The 16,577-nt window shown below is 65.2% G+C and carries 10 protein-coding genes and 2 pseudogenes; 9 read left to right on the top strand and 3 right to left on the bottom strand.

Annotated features, from left to right (window positions below):
* The first annotated feature begins 6 nt into the window (after window positions 1-6).
* The 3 genes from ABZ906_RS04685 (at window position 7) to ABZ906_RS04675 (ending at window position 2,377) form a co-directional block, all read left to right on the top strand.
* A complete protein-coding gene (locus ABZ906_RS04685; RefSeq protein ID WP_361185552.1) occupies window positions 7-789 on the top strand; it encodes a class I SAM-dependent methyltransferase in 783 nt (260 codons plus the stop codon).
* Window positions 779-1,777, top strand: coding sequence for a carbohydrate kinase family protein (locus ABZ906_RS04680; protein WP_361377278.1), 999 nt, complete (start codon window positions 779-781; stop codon window positions 1,775-1,777). Before ABZ906_RS04685 ends, ABZ906_RS04680 begins: the two co-directional genes overlap by 11 nt.
* A gap of 75 nt (window positions 1,778-1,852) precedes the next feature.
* Window positions 1,853-2,377, top strand: coding sequence for a Pycsar system effector family protein (locus ABZ906_RS04675; RefSeq protein ID WP_361377275.1), 525 nt, complete (start codon window positions 1,853-1,855; stop codon window positions 2,375-2,377).
* 387 nt (window positions 2,378-2,764) lie between these two features.
* Here the strand turns inward: ABZ906_RS04675 and ABZ906_RS04670 are convergent, their stop codons facing one another.
* Complete coding sequence (locus tag ABZ906_RS04670; protein WP_249586417.1) at window positions 2,765-2,983, bottom strand: EF-hand domain-containing protein; 219 nt, start codon at window positions 2,981-2,983, stop codon at window positions 2,765-2,767.
* Window positions 2,984-3,175: 192 nt separating this feature from the next.
* Here ABZ906_RS04670 and ABZ906_RS04665 point away from each other — a divergent pair.
* Both ABZ906_RS04665 and ABZ906_RS04660 read left to right on the top strand, forming a co-directional pair.
* Window positions 3,176-3,274 (top strand): annotated as a pseudogene (locus tag ABZ906_RS04665) (IS5/IS1182 family transposase); the annotation flags it as partial.
* Window positions 3,275-3,331: 57 nt separating this feature from the next.
* A complete protein-coding gene (locus ABZ906_RS04660) occupies window positions 3,332-4,162 on the top strand; it encodes a helix-turn-helix domain-containing protein (protein ID WP_361377272.1) in 831 nt (276 codons plus the stop codon).
* Window positions 4,163-4,568: 406 nt separating this feature from the next.
* Here ABZ906_RS04660 and ABZ906_RS04655 read toward each other — a convergent pair whose 3' ends face one another.
* Window positions 4,569-6,194 carry an ISL3 family transposase gene (locus ABZ906_RS04655; protein WP_361377269.1) on the bottom strand — a complete coding sequence of 542 codons (1,626 nt, stop codon included), beginning with the start codon at window positions 6,192-6,194 and terminating at the stop codon, window positions 4,569-4,571.
* A 222-nt stretch (window positions 6,195-6,416) separates the two neighbouring features.
* On the opposite strand from ABZ906_RS04655, the gene ABZ906_RS04650 reads away from it, so the two are divergent.
* From ABZ906_RS04650 to ABZ906_RS04635, 4 genes and pseudogenes are all read left to right on the top strand, one after another.
* The gene (locus ABZ906_RS04650) at window positions 6,417-7,409 is read left to right on the top strand and encodes a hypothetical protein (protein ID WP_361377267.1); all 993 of its coding nucleotides are present in this window, start codon (window positions 6,417-6,419) and stop codon (window positions 7,407-7,409) included.
* A 460-nt stretch (window positions 7,410-7,869) separates the two neighbouring features.
* The gene (locus ABZ906_RS04645) at window positions 7,870-8,250 is read left to right on the top strand and encodes a hypothetical protein (RefSeq protein WP_361377264.1); all 381 of its coding nucleotides are present in this window, start codon (window positions 7,870-7,872) and stop codon (window positions 8,248-8,250) included.
* Window positions 8,247-9,096, top strand: a pseudogene (locus tag ABZ906_RS04640) (integrase core domain-containing protein). The gene ABZ906_RS04645 and the pseudogene ABZ906_RS04640 overlap by 4 nt, the downstream one beginning before the upstream one ends.
* 291 nt (window positions 9,097-9,387) lie before the next feature.
* Window positions 9,388-9,963: a hypothetical protein gene (locus ABZ906_RS04635; protein WP_361377261.1), complete on the top strand. Its 576-nt coding sequence runs from the start codon at window positions 9,388-9,390 to the stop codon at window positions 9,961-9,963.
* Window positions 9,964-10,029: 66 nt separating this feature from the next.
* Here the strand turns inward: ABZ906_RS04635 and ABZ906_RS04630 are convergent, their stop codons facing one another.
* Window positions 10,030-16,494, bottom strand: a complete 6,465-nt coding sequence (locus ABZ906_RS04630; protein WP_361377258.1) for an RHS repeat-associated core domain-containing protein — start codon at window positions 16,492-16,494, stop codon at window positions 10,030-10,032.
* Window positions 16,495-16,577 lie beyond the last annotated feature (83 nt).

Raw genomic sequence — 16,577 nt, 5'->3', positions numbered from 1 at the left:
AGCAGGGTGAGGAAAGTCGAGGCTCGTCGGGGCCGCGAACTTGCTGAGGAGTGGGACAATCTGGCGGCGGACAGGGACGCGATGATCGGAAAGCGTCTTGATCTCAGCTATCACCACATCTTGCTGCCCGCCCTGTATGAGTTGAGCGCCCAGGCACTGGCGACCGACGCGCACATCCTGGACGTCGGATGCGGCACAGGGACCATGGCCACCGAACTGGCCGAGAAACACCCGGGATGCGACATCACGGCGATCGACCCCAGTCCGCGGAGCATTGAAATCGCGAAGCAGGAACGCGGCGAGTTCGCGAACGTCATGTTCCGATGCGCCTCCGTGGAGGATTACGCGAAGGGCCCCGTCGCCGAATCCTCCTCCGACCTGATCATCGCGAACATGCTCCTCCAGAACGTGGCATCACTGTCGGATGTGCTGGATGCCTGCGTACGCGTGATGAAACCAGGCGCAGCGCTGGTCTTCGCCGTAGCTCATCCCTGCTTCTGGCCCCGCTACTGGAAGTACGAGAAAGAGCCCTGGTTCCGCTACGACACGGAGACGTGGATCGAGGCGCCTTTCCGCACCTCCCTGTCACCGGGCGGCACACTGACGACCACGCACACACATCGCCCCCTGAGCGCCTACCTCAACGCCTTCGCAGCGACAGGGCTCTCCCTGGAAGAAATGGTCGAGCCCTACCCTGACCAAGGGATCGAAGGCGAGTACCCCATCGCATGGGAATTCCCCCGATTTCTGCTCGGGCGTTATCGGAAGGGCGGCACATGTGGAAGCTAGGCCGCCCGATCGTCCTGTCGTCTGCGTCTTGGGTGACATAGCGGTCGACGTACGCCTGTCCTTACCGGCCTTACCACGTCACGGCGAAGACGCCTTCGCCTCCGACAGCGGCACGGGCGTAGGAGGTTGCGGGGCCAACGTCAGCATTTGCCTGGCGCGGTTGGGCATCACACCACGCATCTTCGCCGGCGTCGGTGACGACCTGTGGGGACAAGAGGCGCTCGCCCTGCTGTCCGCGCTGGGGGCAGATGTCAGCGTGGTGACTGTCGTTCCCGGGCGCGGCACTCACCTCACCGTCATCGTCGTCACTCCGGACGGGGAACGTACGATGCTGGGCCACCGGGCAGCGAGCAGCCATCTCGGGCCTGATGTGCTGGCGGACGGACTCGCCCCTGCCGTTCCTGCCGGACTTGTGGTGTCCGGTTACGCCCTTGCGGACGACCCTCAACGCGCAACGGCTCTGCGGGCCCTGGACCTTGCGGCCCGCGACGGTGTGCCGGTGACCCTCGACCTGCCGGGCCGGCTGTCGTCGGCGATGTGCGACATCACCAGGGATGTGCTGCCCCAAGTCGGCCTGCTCATCGTGGCCGAGGACGATGTGTGTCCGCTCGGCGGCAGACGCGATCCCGAGGCAGCGCTGGCGTTCCTCGCCGATCAAGTGGCCGACGTGGTCGTCACCCAAGGCGCCGACGGGTGCCGCTACTTGGGCACAGATGGATTCCATCGCGCGAGCTTCCCTCCGGTGCGCGCTCACGACAGCACTGGCGCAGGGGACGCGTTCGCCGCGGGATTGGTGGCCGCTCGGCTCGCCGGCCTCGGCATGGGCGAAGCGCTGGAGGTCAGCAGCGCGTTCGGTGCCGCCGCGACCGTGCGGCCGGGCGCCGGGCGCGCGCTCCCCGGCCCCGCGGACGCACTCGCCCTGCTCCTCGACGGCGGGAACACGGTCTCTGCCGCCGCCTCATCCTGGCTGAGCCGACTCCGCCACTGAGCGGCGCCCGCGGCCCCCGCCCCTGCCCCACGGGGGTCCAAGACCAGTCCCGATTACTCAGCGAAGGCGGCCGGCGTGAGCGACCAGGATCCGAATGCAGCGGATGCTTCCGCCCGGGCAACCGAGACGGCCTGGAAGATCCACGCAGCCATAGGCGAGTGGACGGCACGGGTCGACGCCAAGGCGTCTTTCGCCCTGACGCTCCAGTCGGCCGCCATCGCGGGAATTCTGGCTCTGTCCTCCGACGGCCACCCCTTGGCCGACCTGCACGGTGGGGGTGCGCTCACACTGCTGTGGTGCGGGATCGTGCTCGTCATGGTGGGCGCCGTCTTCGCCATGCTGGTCGTGGTCCCGCGCCTTCGCGCCCCGAAAATGCTGACCGAGGCACCCGACAATTTCATCTACTTCGGCCACTTGATGCACCGGGAACCCGGCGAACTGGCGCTCGCCCTGCAACAGAAAGATCCCCTGCCGGTACTCACCCACCAGCTCATCATGATGAGCAGGATCGCCTGGGTGAAACACCGCCACGTGCAGTGGTCGTTCCTCTGCTTCCTCGCCGGCGTCCTCCTGGTCTTCCTCGCAGGCATCTCCCACTGACCTGCTCCGACCAGCCCACGACCTCCGTGCGCCAAACCCTGGAAAACGAAGTAGGGGCCATCCGAAGATGACCCCTACCTGCGACGTTTCCGTCGGGACGACAGGATTTGAACCTGCGACCCCTTGACCCCCAGTCAGGCGCGCGATTCCGGTTCGGAGTTCTGAAGCGCCATTGACGGTCGTACGACACCGTACGCGGAACTACGGCGACGCTGAGACACCTGAAGCGGCAAGTCCGCAGGATGCCGCTGAACTGCGCGGATGTATTTCTCGGCAGGGGCAGTGCTCCCGCTTCGCACTGCCACTCGAGAGCGCCCGGAGAACGGAAAGAGGCCGTTCGCAAACGGCCTCTCATCTCTGCGCCCACTTGACCTCGGCCGAGTGCTGTCAGGCGTCCTGCATCGGTGCCCAGAACTCTTCGAAGGACATGGTGCCGTCGCCGTCCGTGTCCAGCACGTCGATGAACCGCTGCGCCTGCTCGTCGGTGAGGTGCTCGCCGTTCAGCTCTGCGACGACCTGCCGGTACTCCTTGGCCGTGATCTGACCGTCGCCGTCGAGGTCGTACCGGTCGAAGACCTTGCGTGCGGCCGCTTGCATGTCCACCACGTGAGCTCGCCTTTCCTTGTGATGTTCGGAGCGCCCAGGCTAGCGGTCACGCCAGCCCTGGTAGTACGAGATGTTCGCACGCTACTGCGCGCCATCGGCGAGAAAAGCCCCGGGGGCCACCCGTGGCTTGGACGGTGAAGGGCGTGTTACTCAGACTCTGTCCAGTGTGGTGAGGCGGAGTAGTACCTCACCATGGGACAGGAGACGTGGAGTTGGATCGTTCCGGACAGACTGCGGGAGCCTGCCAAGCCGTTGGTCCCGCCGAGGGCGCGGCCGCAGGGCTGCGGAACTGCGCCTGCCGACTACGTCATCCATGCAGGTCAGGACGGCGCGGCAAGATGAGCACTTGTGCCGCTGCGTCTTGTCTATTTAACCGTCACCAACCTGTTCGCCGCGCTGCGGCTACCGCCGACGAGCGACCGCGACAAGGACGCGGAGATCCTCACTCTGCGCCACCAGCTCACCATCCGTAGGCGACAACTCGGCGCGGACCGGGTGAAACTCGCTCCGGAAGACCCGGCGTTCCCTGCCGCTCTGCCGGTGCCGCTGCCCCGCAAGGTCCTGCGCCGAGTTCGCCTACTCATCCGGCCCGACACCGTACTGCGCCGGCACCACGACCTGATCAAGCGGCGCCATGCCCGAACCTGCCGACCGAACAGACCAGGCCGGCCGCCCACGGTCCGCCTGATCCGCATGCTGATCCTGCGCCTGGTCCGTGAAAACCCCTCGTGGGGATACCGCAGAGCGCACTGCGAACTCACCACCCCCGGCATCCAGATCGCCGCCTCCACTGTCCGGGAAACCCTCACCTCCCAGGGCGTCGACCCGGCGCCCGACCGGGCCGCCACCACCCGGGCTGACTTCCTGCGCTCGCAGGCCGACGCACTCCTGGCCTGCGACTTCATCGAGACCGCCATCCTGACCGGCCGACGCCAGAACATCCTTGCGGTCATCGAACACGCCACCCGCCGCATCCGGATCCTTGGCACCACTACCCATCCCACCGCAGCCTGGGCCACCCGGGCCGCCCGCAACCCGGCCATGGACCTCATGGACGCACAAGCCACCATCGCCTGCCTGATCCGAGACCGGGACGCGAAGTACCCCGCCCCCTTCGACGAAACCCTGAACACGCCGGCATCCACGTCGTGCACACCGGAATACGAATACCGCGCATGAACGCGATCATGGAGCGCTGGGTCCAGACCTGCCGCCACGAACTACCGGGCCGCGCTCTCATCTGGAACGAACGTCACCTACGCCCCGCGCTCCGCAACAGATCCTCGGCATCAGACACCGGTGACAGGGACGCTGGCATCTCGGCCATCACCTCGGCAACGGTCTCCCGCGCGATCTGCAGCCGCCTCAAGATTTCCCGGACGCTGTCCAACCTGGCTGCCACCTCGGCCAGTTCTGCCGCAAGGCCATTCGCCTGGGCACGGGCGGCAACCTCCCGAGCCTCCAACTCCTCGAACAGCGAACCCCTCGGGCCCCCTCCTCCACCATCAAGGTAGAGACGGAACAGTCCGAGAGCATCAGAGACGGCATTACTCCCAGCTCAGGCATCCCTCGACAGGAACTGGGCTCATACAAGATTTTCGTAGCTGTTGATCGCCCAGAGGTCATTGTCGGGCAGGGGTTGGTGGCTGCGGCGTGAATGGGCGACCAGGATGACGCGCTTACGCAGGAGTTGGATGCCTGCCCGTCCTGCCATCTGGCGTTTGATCATCTTCAGGTCGGTGATTCTTCCCTCCGCGACGCCTGAGTTGTAGGGGAGCGTGACGGCGGCGTGCACTGCGTCGAGGTCGTCCAGCAGGCCGGCGGCGAAGCGGATCAGCGGGGCGAGGCCGCTGTCGCGGGCGCTCGCGATCCAGCGGTCCATCAGTGCGGCGCGCTTCTTGGCGAAGACGTTCCGGAAGGAACCCACCAGTGCGTGGAGTGTGCGTAGTTCCGGGCAGCGTGCCAGCAGGTGCTTGACGAAGACGCGCTGATCCTCGTTCAGACGCTCCGGGCGAGTGGCCATCAGCTGTGTGACCTCGAATGTGCTGCGGGCGGGTGCGGGTGGTGGCAGACCCGCGTCCAGGGCTTCGCGGTGAGAGGTGAGGTAGAGGCGGACGGTGGCCTCGCTGCCGCGGAAACCGCGTGCGGTGATCTCGCGGGCGAGGGCCGCTATGTTGCGTTCGCCCTCGGCCCAGCGCCGGTGCAGGTGCCCTTGGTAGGGGGCGAGGATGCTGTCGCCGCGGGGCCAAGTCGGGGCGACCTCCTGCCAGGTGGCGGCGCGGGCGTGCCGGCGGACAACGTTGCGGTCCACATCGAGGTGGCGCCCGATCGCGCGAAGCGCCATCCCTTCGGCGAGCAGGGCGTGGACGGCAGCGTGGAGGCGGCGGGTGCGGGCGGCCATGACTCCGCCAGGAGGCCGGGGCGCCGTCGTCCCGTTGTCGGGGTCGGGCAGGCAGTCGCGGTGCGCCGTGACCACCTCGTAGATCTTCCGTCCGAGGTTCTGCCAGAGATGAAACCGGTCGTTGACCTGCACGGCCCGCGGTGCACCGACGCTGATCGCACCGCGGTAAGCTGCCGAACCGTCGCGGCAAACCACCTCAATGCCCGGATGGGCAAGCAGCCAGGTGATGGTCGGGTCGGCCTCCCTGGTGTCCCAGGTGTCGACGGGCAGGCGGCTTTCCGCGTCGACCATGAGCGTGGCGTACCGACGAGCGCGCCGCAGCGCGAAATCGTCAATGGCGACCACCCGCAATCTCGGTGTCGGCGGATCGGCGGTCTTCATCAGACAGGTGAGCAGACTGGCCCAGCTCAGAACTTGGTGCAGGTGAAGCAGCAGCCGTGATCCGGCCTTCCCGGCCAGCGCAGTCGCGACCGCCACAATAGTCGCCTGCAGTCCGGGAGTTCGGCGCTGATACCGCACCGTCAACCCGTCGATCTGCTCCGCGAAGGTGGCCTTCGGACATGCAGGGTTCTCGCAGTACAGGCGGCGGACCGACAGCTCGATGCGCACCGGACGGCCACCGACTGCCTCGTCGGCAACGTGGCGCACGTACCGGCTGTGCTCCCAGTCAGAGATCCGACCGCAGCCAGTGCATGCAGCTGGTTCCGCCAGGGAACGCGCGGAGATCACGACCGCATCTTCGAGCTCCTCAACCGAACCAACCTCAACAGCGTTGAGCTGCGGCAACAGTGTCAACACGTCGACCCACACAGGCAGCATCCCGCTGGCACAGAGGGATGTCACGGCCCGGCCGAATCGATCAACGGCTACGAAAATCTTGTATGAGCCAGGAACTGCACCCATTGTCGATGACCTGCATAGAGCTGTGGACTGGCTCAGTGTGATCAAATAGGTTGATCTTTCGATCGACCGAAACCGTCGGCGCCCGACCAGCGCCAGATGACGGCTGTCATCGTTTACGGAGGGGAAACCGTGCAGAAGAACGCTGTCCGTCGCACGATGCGGATTGGGGCAATAGCCCTGCTTGCTACAACGGTTGTATGCGGCACCACCACCGGGGCCTTCGCGGCCGAGGCCGCAGAAGTGGCCGGAGGCCCTCATATCGTAAGCTCAGAAACATACGCCCAGGGTGGCGGCGCGGATCCGCGATCCATGGAACCCCTTGGAGAGGTTGCTCCCGCGCAGGGGGCCAGCGTCGAGAAGCTCGCTGGGCTTTTGTCGACGGCTACCGGGCTGGATCTCTTCCAAGCTCCCAGCGTGGAAGAGTACGAACAGGTCGGACAGACACTGACGTTCAGCCTCGGTGACAACAACTATGAGCACCCGCTCAACGTCACCCGCTTGTCAGTCAAGGAAGACGTTCCCGCAGGCGTCCTGTCGGCTTCCGGGGATGAGACTCACCTGACGGTGCTTTCCAGTGGAAGCCAGTTGCTGTCCGCCGAAGGCGAAGAGGGCATCACAGTAAGCACCCTGTCTAAGGCTGGCCAGTTGACGCAATGGGAGGCTCCCGCCACCACGTCGCAGGCCGCTTACACCAAGCAGGACCTGGTGCGTTGGGCCACGGCAATCGATGAACAGGGTGCCATGGCTTCCCATGCCCCAGCCTTCGCGGCCCGGGCCAAGCCCTCTTGTCAACTCACCCAGAGCAAGAAGCCGTTTATGCACGGCAGCAAGACCATACAGGCCGAGGCGGCGATGCTGTGCAACCAGAAGGGCAAGGGGAACTTCTCTGCGTCGTTGCGGCAGTATCACGGGCTCGGCCTCTGGAGGACCAAGTCCCACGCTGGCTACACGAATGAACAAGGCAAAACGTTTCCGGTGGTTTTGAGCTTCAAGTGCTCAAGGCTCACTACGAGTACGTGGACGTACCGTAGCAACATCGGTAACGCGACATTGCGAAACGGCAATGGCACCTGGGGTGACAAGAACGTGTTCTCCAAGAGTGCTGGATTGCACTGCGCGTAGCCGGTAGGCGATCGGCGCCATCCGCACATTCTGCGGATGCGGCTCAACCGCTGGCGCCGGTTACAGTTGCCGGAGCGTAGAGTTTCAGGCCAGGTGGGAAGGCGCAATGGCAGCCGCCGGGGGTGCCGGTATGAGCGCATACCAGAGGATGGAGACTGGGTGGCACACGAACGAAACCGCCCTGATTCGGCAGAACTTGTCACCGCGGGATGCGGTTGGTTGCTGATCGTGGCAATCATCGCCATGCCGGGGCTCATCTTGAACGACGGCCCTCTTACGACGTACTTGGTCGTCGTTGGCGGGGTGACTGGACTCCTCTGGGCCCGGAAGCGACTGCGTCGTTGACCCCTTCCGTAGCCAACAGCCTCAGCCATGCCGGAGAAATGCGGCCTGGCTGAGGCTTTCCTGTAACTGATGGCTGCAAAATGAAGTGGGTGCGGATCTCTTCGAGGGATAGCTGATGCTGATTGGCGTGTGGGCGGTGTCGTCGTACTTCTACCGTGGCGAGGTGGAGGCGGGCGCGATGGTGTCGTTGCCGGAGGAACTCCAGGCGCGGGAGGCCGCGGCTCGACAGCAAGTGGAAGAACTGCAGTCCGAGGTTGCGGAGTTGGTAGTCCGGCTGGATAAGGCCCAGGCTGATCTGTCGCGGTTGGAGATCACGCGGAAGACCGTGATGCAGGTGCTGGCCGAGTTGTCGGCTGCGGAGGGAATGCCGGAGGTGGAGGCGCACGATGCGCCGGAACCCAAGGAAATCCCGGCTGTGGTGCTCGTAAAGTCATCGCTGCAGGGGGGGAGCCTACCTGCCAGGCCCTACGCGGTGGCTGGGACGCTGCGCGTGTGATCATCTCGATGTTGTACCGGGCCACCTGGGCGCTGTTGTCCATACCCGCGGTCCTGCTGCGCCGGGACACGGCCAAGGACGCCGAACTGCTGGTGCTGCAGCACGAAACCTCGGTGTTGCGACGACAAGTCAGCGGTCCGGTCCACTACGAGCCCGCGGACCGGTTCTGGCTAGCCGCGCTGTCGTCGCTGATACCGCGCCCCTGCTGGAGCAGCGTCTTCGCGGTCACGCCGGGGACGCTACTGGCCTGGCACCGCAGGCTGATCGCCAAGGAGTGGGACTACTCCGACCGACGCCGACGCACCGGGCGTCCACCCACGGCGGCCCCGCTCAAGAAGCTGGTGTTGCGCCCGGCGCAGGAGAATCCGCGGTGGGGCCACCGGCAGATCCAGGGCGAGCTGGCCCGACCGGGGCACCCGATCGCGCCGTCCACGGTCTGGGAGATCCTGCACAAGGCCGGCATCGACCCCGCCCCGCGCCGCACCGGCCCGAGCTGGCGCGAGTTCCTCACCGCGCAGGCCGAGGGGATCATCGCGGCGGACTTCTTCCACGTCGACACGATCACCGGCAGCCAGCTGTACGCGCTGGCGTTCCTCGAACACGGCACCCGCAGCGATCCGCCGCGAGGCACTCGACCACGTTCTGCTCCTAAACGAGGCCCACGCCCGGCAGGTCCTGGCCGATTACCGGGACCACTACAACAGGCATCGGCCGCACCGATCCCGCGATCAACGTCCACCCGAGGCCCAGGAACAGCCAGCAGTCCTGGATGGTTTCGAGCCCCGCAAGCTCTTGCGCACCCGTATCCTCAGCGGAGCAGCCAACGAGTATAGACATACCGCTTGAACTGCAGCGATGACTTTTTGAGCCCCACAGGAGTCGGCCACCCTTGGGCAGGGCGTCGGGGTGCCGCACCACCACCGATCACGCACGAGCAGGCCATCTCGGAGTCTGCCCCGGTAGCTTCACGTCTCAGCAGCGAGGGCGCTTACACGAGTGGCAGGCGTGTGGCGCATAATGATTCCCATGAATGAGCGTGCTCCAGTGGACAAGCAGGGCCTACTTCGTTTCCTGAGGGATTGGTATGGTGACCCAACATCACCCGGCGCGCGCCCAAGTAGCCTCCATTCGGCACCCATGGAGCTTACTCAGTGGCATGAAATCTCGGCACAGTGGGACGGCGGGATTAATTCTCACAATTACCCCATTCCACTTTCAGAGCTCGAGGTGGAGAGTGGGAAGGTCCCGTTCTGGGTGGAAAATCAGGGGACTTGGCTTTGGGCTTTCGATCCAGATAGCCAAGATCATCTCGTCTACGAGCGGGAGCCGTCAGTTGATCCGAAACCCTGGACTTCCACTGGCGAGAGCCTTTCGGATTTCCTAATTCACGCCACTGTAATGGAGGCGATTCTGGGCGCCCCAACGAGAAAGATCGCAACGGGAGTAGATTTTGAATGGCTCCTCACCCGGGAAGATGCCAGCGTACTCCCCTTCCCTGCATGGAATTGGCCTGCCCGAGAATCGCGCATCCTTATCGGGGAGAATTGGCTGGCGCTGGCGCATCCCAGTGATGGTCACCAGGTAGGCTACGACATCACGCTCGCGGCGGTTGCACCAGAGCATTTGGCATGGGCGGAGGCGGCCCCAGGGATCAAATGGTACTCATACTCGAACTCCCAGGACTACACGACCGATGAACCTCTCCCATGGTGAGCGATTCACATCAACCAAATCGGCGGCCACCCCCACGAGGGATGGCCGCCGATTTGCATAGCTAGGTCAGTCGGAACGCCCAACGAACTTTTCAGTCTTTCGCGGAGAGATTACCCAGAGTTGGACGCCGTCGGGCAACATGTCGGGAAGGGTTTCCCCACATGTTCCGCACGCACCCGTCGGGTAGTCGATGTACAGTACGGCTTTTCTGACTCCAGGATTTGATCGCAAGAAGGCCGCAGCGTGCGTCTCCACGTGGGTTACATTAGCCTTTGTCCGACCCGGGAGATTTTTCAGAAGATCAGACTGACCACCGGGTCCACTGATCATCGGAAGTCTATCGCCTCCGACGTCCAGAATTCCCACTGTTCGCCGATCGAAGTCCTTGGGTAGCCCCTTCAGCGCGTCGCCCAGCGAGCCTTTTCCTGCAGCGCCCTTGCCTCCGCCAGCAGCAAGCCTCTTTGCCGCTCCGCCGATTCCACCGACATCAATAGTGCCGGTTTTTGGCGCGCATGCCATATCGTCTACCGGGCATGTATTTTTGGGAAACAGTCGCCTCTTAGTTTCTTCCCAATCTCCCTGGAGAAGCGAGACAAGAGGTCCGTCTGGCACTAGGCGGCTGAGGAAGTCCAGGAACCTTGGTCTTCCGGCATCGGGGTAGGGGCCGGGAACTGGGGCCGGGTTGGCACTAGGGGAGGGCTGCGGACCGCTGTAGCCGCCGCCACCGCCGCCGCCTCGATACCCTCCGCCACCGCCGCCACCGCCCGTGCTGGTTACGGTGCCCTTCTTCTTGTTGCCCTTGTGGTAGTCGCCGTGGCGGTCAATCCAGTCCTCGTCGGGCCTGCAGTAGTCGCCGGCGCACTCCTTCAGCCCTGTGGGATCGCTGAAGGTAAGAGGGTTGTTGCTGCTGTAGCTGTAGCCGTTGATCTGCTGGGGGTTCGTCAGATCCATGATCGGGTCGACGGAGATGAACCGGCCGGTGGCAGGATCGTATTCGCGGGCTCCCAGATGGGTGAGCCCTGTGGATTTGGTGTCGTCGGTGCCGCCGACGAAGCCCTTGGTGCCGGGCCAGGACTTCGGTGCTTCACCGCGCGGGCCGCCGAAGGGCAGCGTGCGGCGCTGGGTGATGGCCAGGTCGTTCGCCTTGATGGAAAGCTGACCGGTGCCCTGGTGGTCGGCGGTGGTGAAGGTGACGGCGCCGTTGTCTTCCTTGACGGCCTGGTGGCCGCCGCCGAGGGGGGTGTAGCGGGTGGCCTTGGCCTTCGCTGCTCCCTTGGGCAGGGTGACTTCGGAGTGGCCGAGGTAGAGGGTGTTTTCGGTCGGAGTACGCGCGATCAGGCGATTGCCCTCGGTGTCGTAGACGTACTCGGTGACCTTGTCCTTCTCACCCTCGACGGGTTCGGTGACCTTGGCGAGGTGACCTTCGGCGTCCCAGGCCAGCTTCTGGGTATCTCCGCGCACCGTGCGCGTGTTGGTGTTGCCGGTCTCGTCATACCCGTAGGAGTCCTGGGTGGCAGTTCCGCCGGGGAGGTGCGTGGTGACCGAGCTCAGGGTGTGCGGCTGCGGATCACCCGGCTTGGGGTATTCGTAGTCGCGCTGGGTGTTCTTGGTGCTGTCTCCGCTGGTGTCGTGGAGGGTTTCGGTGAGGCGGTTGCCCGCCTTGTCGTAGGTGTAGGAGTGCCAGTAGGGCGCGGGGCCGCCTGTCTTGTCACCGGCCGGAGCTGTGGCGCAGGTCTTGTCGCCCTGGGTCCACGCCTCGGTCATGCGCCGCAGATAGTCGTAGGTGAAGCACTGCGTGTCGGTGCCGGTGCGGGAGACGTCCGAGACCGACAGGATGTTGCCCACCTGGTCGTAGCCGTAGGTGTCGAGCTGGTCGACGCCGGGCTGGTCCTGGCGGTCAATGCGGGAGGTGGCCAGGCGCTGGGTGCCCCACTCGTAGGTGTTGGTGGCCCAGGTCTTCTTGCCTCCACCGGTGCTGCCCAGGGCGTACTGGAGCGGCTTGCCGGTCAGCGAGTAGCTGGTGTCGGCCTGGAAGCCGTCCCCCAGGACGGAGATGGGTCGCAGCGTCTCCTTCTGGTAGGTGGTGGTGTAGCTGCCTCCGGGCAGTGAGCCCGCGGCGGAGTAGCTCACGGTGCCCACCAGGCCGGAGGGCAGGTAGTCGGTGCCGGTCTGGTAGGTGCCGGCCAGGGCCCCTTCCTTTTCGGGGATCACTATGGCCGTCTTCATCGGCCGGTACAGCCGGTCGTAGCTGGTGACCTTCGAGGTGTAGGCGGCGCCGTCCACGTAGCGGGTTGACTCGGCGAGCTGTCCCTTGGCGCCGGCGATGGTGTCGTAGACCCATTTGGCGCGCAGTTCGCCCGCGACGTTGTCCTTGTGCAGTTCGGTCTTGCGTCCCAGGTTGTCGTAGACGCTGGCCAGGACGGTGCCGCGTGCGTCGGTGGTGGTGATCAGCTGGCCGCGGTCGTCGTACTTGCTCTTCGTTGTGCCCTTGTCCGGGTCAGTGGTCTCGATCTGGTGGCCCAGTTGGTCGTAGCTGTAGGACCATTTGTTGCCGGCCGGGTCGGTGACCTTTTCGAGCTCGCCTCGTGGGGTGAATCCGTACGAGGTGGTGTCGAAGGCCGCGCTCGGGCTGCGGGTGTGGTGCTGGCGCAGCTGGGTCGTCTTGCCCCGGGCGTCGGTGAGGGTGGTGGTGGCAGTGGCTCCCTCGGGTGGGATGACCGTGGTGCGGTCGCCCCCGTAGATCGTCTTGGTGATGCCGAGTACGGTGCCGCCGTCGCCGTTTCCGGCGATCTGCCGCTCCTCGACGGGGCGCTCCAAGCCGTCGTAGGCGGTGCGTGTCTGGGTCTCCACGCTGAGCGCGTCGGCGGGCTTGAACAGGCCCCGGTTAGGTGCGCCCTTTGTGTAGTAGGCCGCGAACGCCTTGGTTTTCAGGCCGCGTTCGTCGTAGAAGGTGTCGGTGAGGACGCGGCCGGCGTCGGGGCCGGGCATTTGGGTCTGTCGCTCGCGCAGGAACCCGTCGTAGAGCGTGTATGAAGCGACCTGCCCGCCCTCGTTGTTCACGCTCTGGGTGCGGACTGCAACCGGTTGGCCCTCGTCCACGAAGTAGGTGAACTGGTGGCTGGGTGTTTCGCTGGTCTTACGATCGGCCAGCCACACCTTCGCTGAGCGGCCAAGCGCGTCATACGTCATCTCGGTGCGTTTGGCGTTCGTGTCCACGACGGCCTTGGGCTGGCCGCGCAGCGGCTCAAGCTCGGTGACTGTGGTCTGAATCGATGCGGCGTCGGCGGCCTTGGCCGGCGGGGTGGTTGCGGTGACCTTGGTCGGGAAGCCGGTGGCCGGACTGTAAGCGGTGGTCGACTTGCGGCCGTCCGAACGGACGGCGCGGGTGGGGGCGTCGCTGCCCAAGGCGGTGACGTCGGCTGTCAGGTCCGTGGTGGTCAGCTGACGGCCGTAGCCGTCGAAGGTGGCACCGGATTCCAGGTAGGTGGCCGTCTTGCCGTCGTGCTTCTTGAGCGTGGCGGTTGCGGTGGCGTCACCCTTGCTGGGCGCTGCGCCGTAGGCACCGCCGTCGTAGGCGGTGCGGACGTCGGAGATGACCAGCTTGGTGCGGTCAAGAGTGGTGTCGGCGCACTCGGCGGCGACGGTCTCCACCCGCGCGGGCAAGGTGAGGATGTTGTCTTCGGTGTTGGTGGCGTAGGCGGTGCGGGTGCACTGGTTGTCGGCCGCCGTGCCGTTGTCGCCGAAATCGTCGACCTGCGTGACGCGGCCCGCGACTGTGTCGAAGTCTGTCGCGGTCGAGGTGATCCGCCAGTCGGTGCCGGCGCCGTCGTCGAGCGAGGTCCAGGTCTTGGAATGCCCGGTGCCGGTGAAGTTGGCTGTCACCGTGCCCCAGTCACGGGTCTTCTTCGCCGTTTCGTGGTGCCAGGGGCGGTTCAGCGTCTTTTCCAGAGCCTTGCCGCCCGGCCCGGAGTAGGTGACGGTCTTGTAGGCGAAGCCCGCAGCGGACTCGTGGTCGGTGATCGGGTCGCCTTCGCCGCTGCCCAGGCTGACTGAGACGCTCTTGGTGCCGCCGGAGGTGTCCTTGCGGTCGCCGTCCATGCCGCGCAGGAAGTAGGTGTCCTCCTGCGACTTGAGCGCGTCGCCGCCGCCCTGGCCTCCGCTCTTGACCCGGACGTGGGCGTAGCCGCGCCACTGGGACCAGGTTTTGAACTTCTTTTTGGTCAGGCCGTCGTCATCGTCGTAGTGCCATGCCGCATCACCCAGGTATTCATAGGCGGTCACCGAGTCGGCCGCACCGCCGGTACGGTCGGTGCTGGTCGTGGACGTGACGACGTACTTGTTGAACCAGTGGCGCTCTGGGTCGTCTGTACTAGAGCCGCCGATGTACTGCGGGAAGCAGCGCGTGGTGTTGGACTGCGGAGTGGGCAGCGCGTCCGCGTCGCAAGCCGGGGACGAGTAGTCGACGTCGACCTGGCCGCCGGACTCGTCGGCGACCGTGGACAGGCGCTCCTTGATGAACGGTGCGTAGCCGTCGCCGCTCTTGTCCAGCCGGTTGGCGAGCTGGGTGTAGGAGAAGGTGGTCTTCGGCAGCGTCACCGCGGGCGTGGCCGTGTGTCCGGTGCGTTGGATGGAGTCGAGCAGCAGCTGGTAGTCGATGTCCGCCATGCCCCACCGGTGGCCCAGCTTCCAGGAGTCGACGTCTTTGTAGGTGTCACCGTTGAGCACTTGGGTGGTGACGCCGGTCAGTCGCTTTCGGGTGAAGAAGGTCGGGGACAGCCTGCCCTCGTCACAGTCCTCCGCCTCGGTGCAGTTCAGGTCCCAGGGCGTGTCGTACCAGTAGAAGCCGTCCTTGCCGATGTCCGAGCAGGTGGTCTTGCTGTCAGGCAGGCAGCGCTCCGAGGTGGCGAAGTCGACCTTGGCAAGCGGCTTGGCACCGTACATGGCCGAGGACTTCAGGCCGTACTCGATGCGGCTGAGCGAACCGCCGCGGGTGTAGCGGGTGTTGTCCTTGGCCTTGAGGTTGCGGCCGTAGGAGTTCTTCTCCTGATCATAGTAGTACGCCATCGCGTTGCCCCGCGGATCGACGACGTAGTCGAGGTTCCAGCGCCAGGCCTGTTGGCACCAGGAATGGGCGAAGGTCGCTTTGTGGCAGGGCTCGTCGGCGTTGTTGCCAAAGACCGGGGCCGTCCAGGTCGAACCGGTAGTGGCCTTGCCGTCTGTCCACCCGGGCAGACGGTTGTAGCCGAAGTAGTAGCGCACGCCCTGCGGGTCGGTCAGACGCCAGTACTCGCCGTCGTCGTCGCCGTTGCCGCGGTCGGCCGATGCCCTCCGGACGAGGCGAGTGCCATCGTCCTGCTTGAGCTTGAACTCTTCGGTCTTGGGATCCTTGTCGGGGTCACCGGCTAGATGGACGAGTTCTCCACCTTTGCCGTTGAAGGTGAGAACGGCGTTGTCGTAGTCCCAGCACTGGTCGGCAGGCTTGTTGCCGTCGGCGTGCTCTACACCATCGTCAGCGCACGTCTTGTAGCGGCGCTCGATGTAGCCGGGCCACAGATCAAACCCGTCACCGACCCAGGAGGACTGGTTATTCGTTGATCCGGTTCGTCCATCGATGGAACTGGAGGAATACGACAGGCCCACGTCCGGCTTCAGGTCGCCGGGTACCTCTGGAACCGGCATGTCGTAGGACCACGAGAAGTCACCGGTGTTCAGATTCGTGTCCCAGGTCGCCGACGGGGACAACGAAGTGGCCTTGTAGTCGCCGCTCACGCTCTTCTCGTCCGCGACGGCGGCCAGCACGGTCGGCCCTGACGCTCGCAGGGCCACCGAGTTGGCGGTCAGGGTCTGCTTCTCTGTGTCGTTGACGGTCCGGACCGTCTCAACTGTGCGGCACTGCCGCTTCTCCGGGGTGGTCAGAGCGCAGGCCGGGAGCTGAACCAGGGTGAGGCGGGCGGCGTAGCCGCCACCGAATGCCTCGGCGAAACTGGAATAGTCGAGTGTCGTCTGAACTTTGCCGGGCTTGTCGCTCTTCTCATCGCCCGAGTTCAGGGTGAACAGGACGCCGTTCACTCCTGCCCGCTTGGCCGTCTTCCGGCTCAGCACGCGGGTTTCAACGCCGCCCTGTGCCGCCGACGTGGCTGCATCGGAACTACGGTCCGTACGCTTGGAGGCGGCCGCCTTCGGCGCCCCGACAACCAGCGGCAGCCCCTTGGCGGCGACCGGCTTCCGTGTTTCCGTGGCTGATGATTGCTGGATGTCCACCACGGCGGACGCCGCCTTCGGCCAGGCCACCTTCGGCGCCCTTTCAGGCGTCTTCGGGCCCCTGGCCACCGTTCGCGGCTTGACCTTGACGCCGTCCTTGCCCTTGATCGGGTTCTCTGCCGAGGGCAGGCCCGGTCTTCCGCCGCCGTCCGCCGTAGCCACCGGTGCGCTCACTGCCTGCAACAGGGTGCCCACCATAACGGCGGACAGCACCAGGGATGCCCTGCGCCGCAACGAGCCGAACCGGCCCGTTCTGGTTATGCCGTTCATCTTCAGATCTCAGTCCTTCAGGCGATAACACCAGGCCACGCAGGAGCGCAGCACGGCGTTGAAAGATTGGTAGGGAATACCTG

Source organism: Streptomyces sp. NPDC046925, from assembly GCF_040644915.1.
In the GTDB taxonomy this organism is placed as follows: Bacteria; Actinomycetota; Actinomycetes; order Streptomycetales; family Streptomycetaceae; genus Streptomyces.
The sequence above is the reverse complement of the archived record's forward strand: the minus strand, read 5'-3'. Positions and strand labels throughout refer to the sequence as shown.

What these genes read in the sequence shown, in the direction of transcription:
- ABZ906_RS04645 (WP_361377264.1), top strand. Translation starts at nt 7,870, where the DNA reads ATGCTGATTGGCGTGTGGGCGGTGTCGTCGTACTTCTACCGTGGCGAG.
- ABZ906_RS04635 (WP_361377261.1), top strand. Translation starts at nt 9,388, where the DNA reads ATGGAGCTTACTCAGTGGCATGAAATCTCGGCACAGTGGGACGGCGGG.
- ABZ906_RS04630 (WP_361377258.1), bottom strand. Translation starts at nt 16,494, where the DNA reads ATGAACGGCATAACCAGAACGGGCCGGTTCGGCTCGTTGCGGCGCAGG.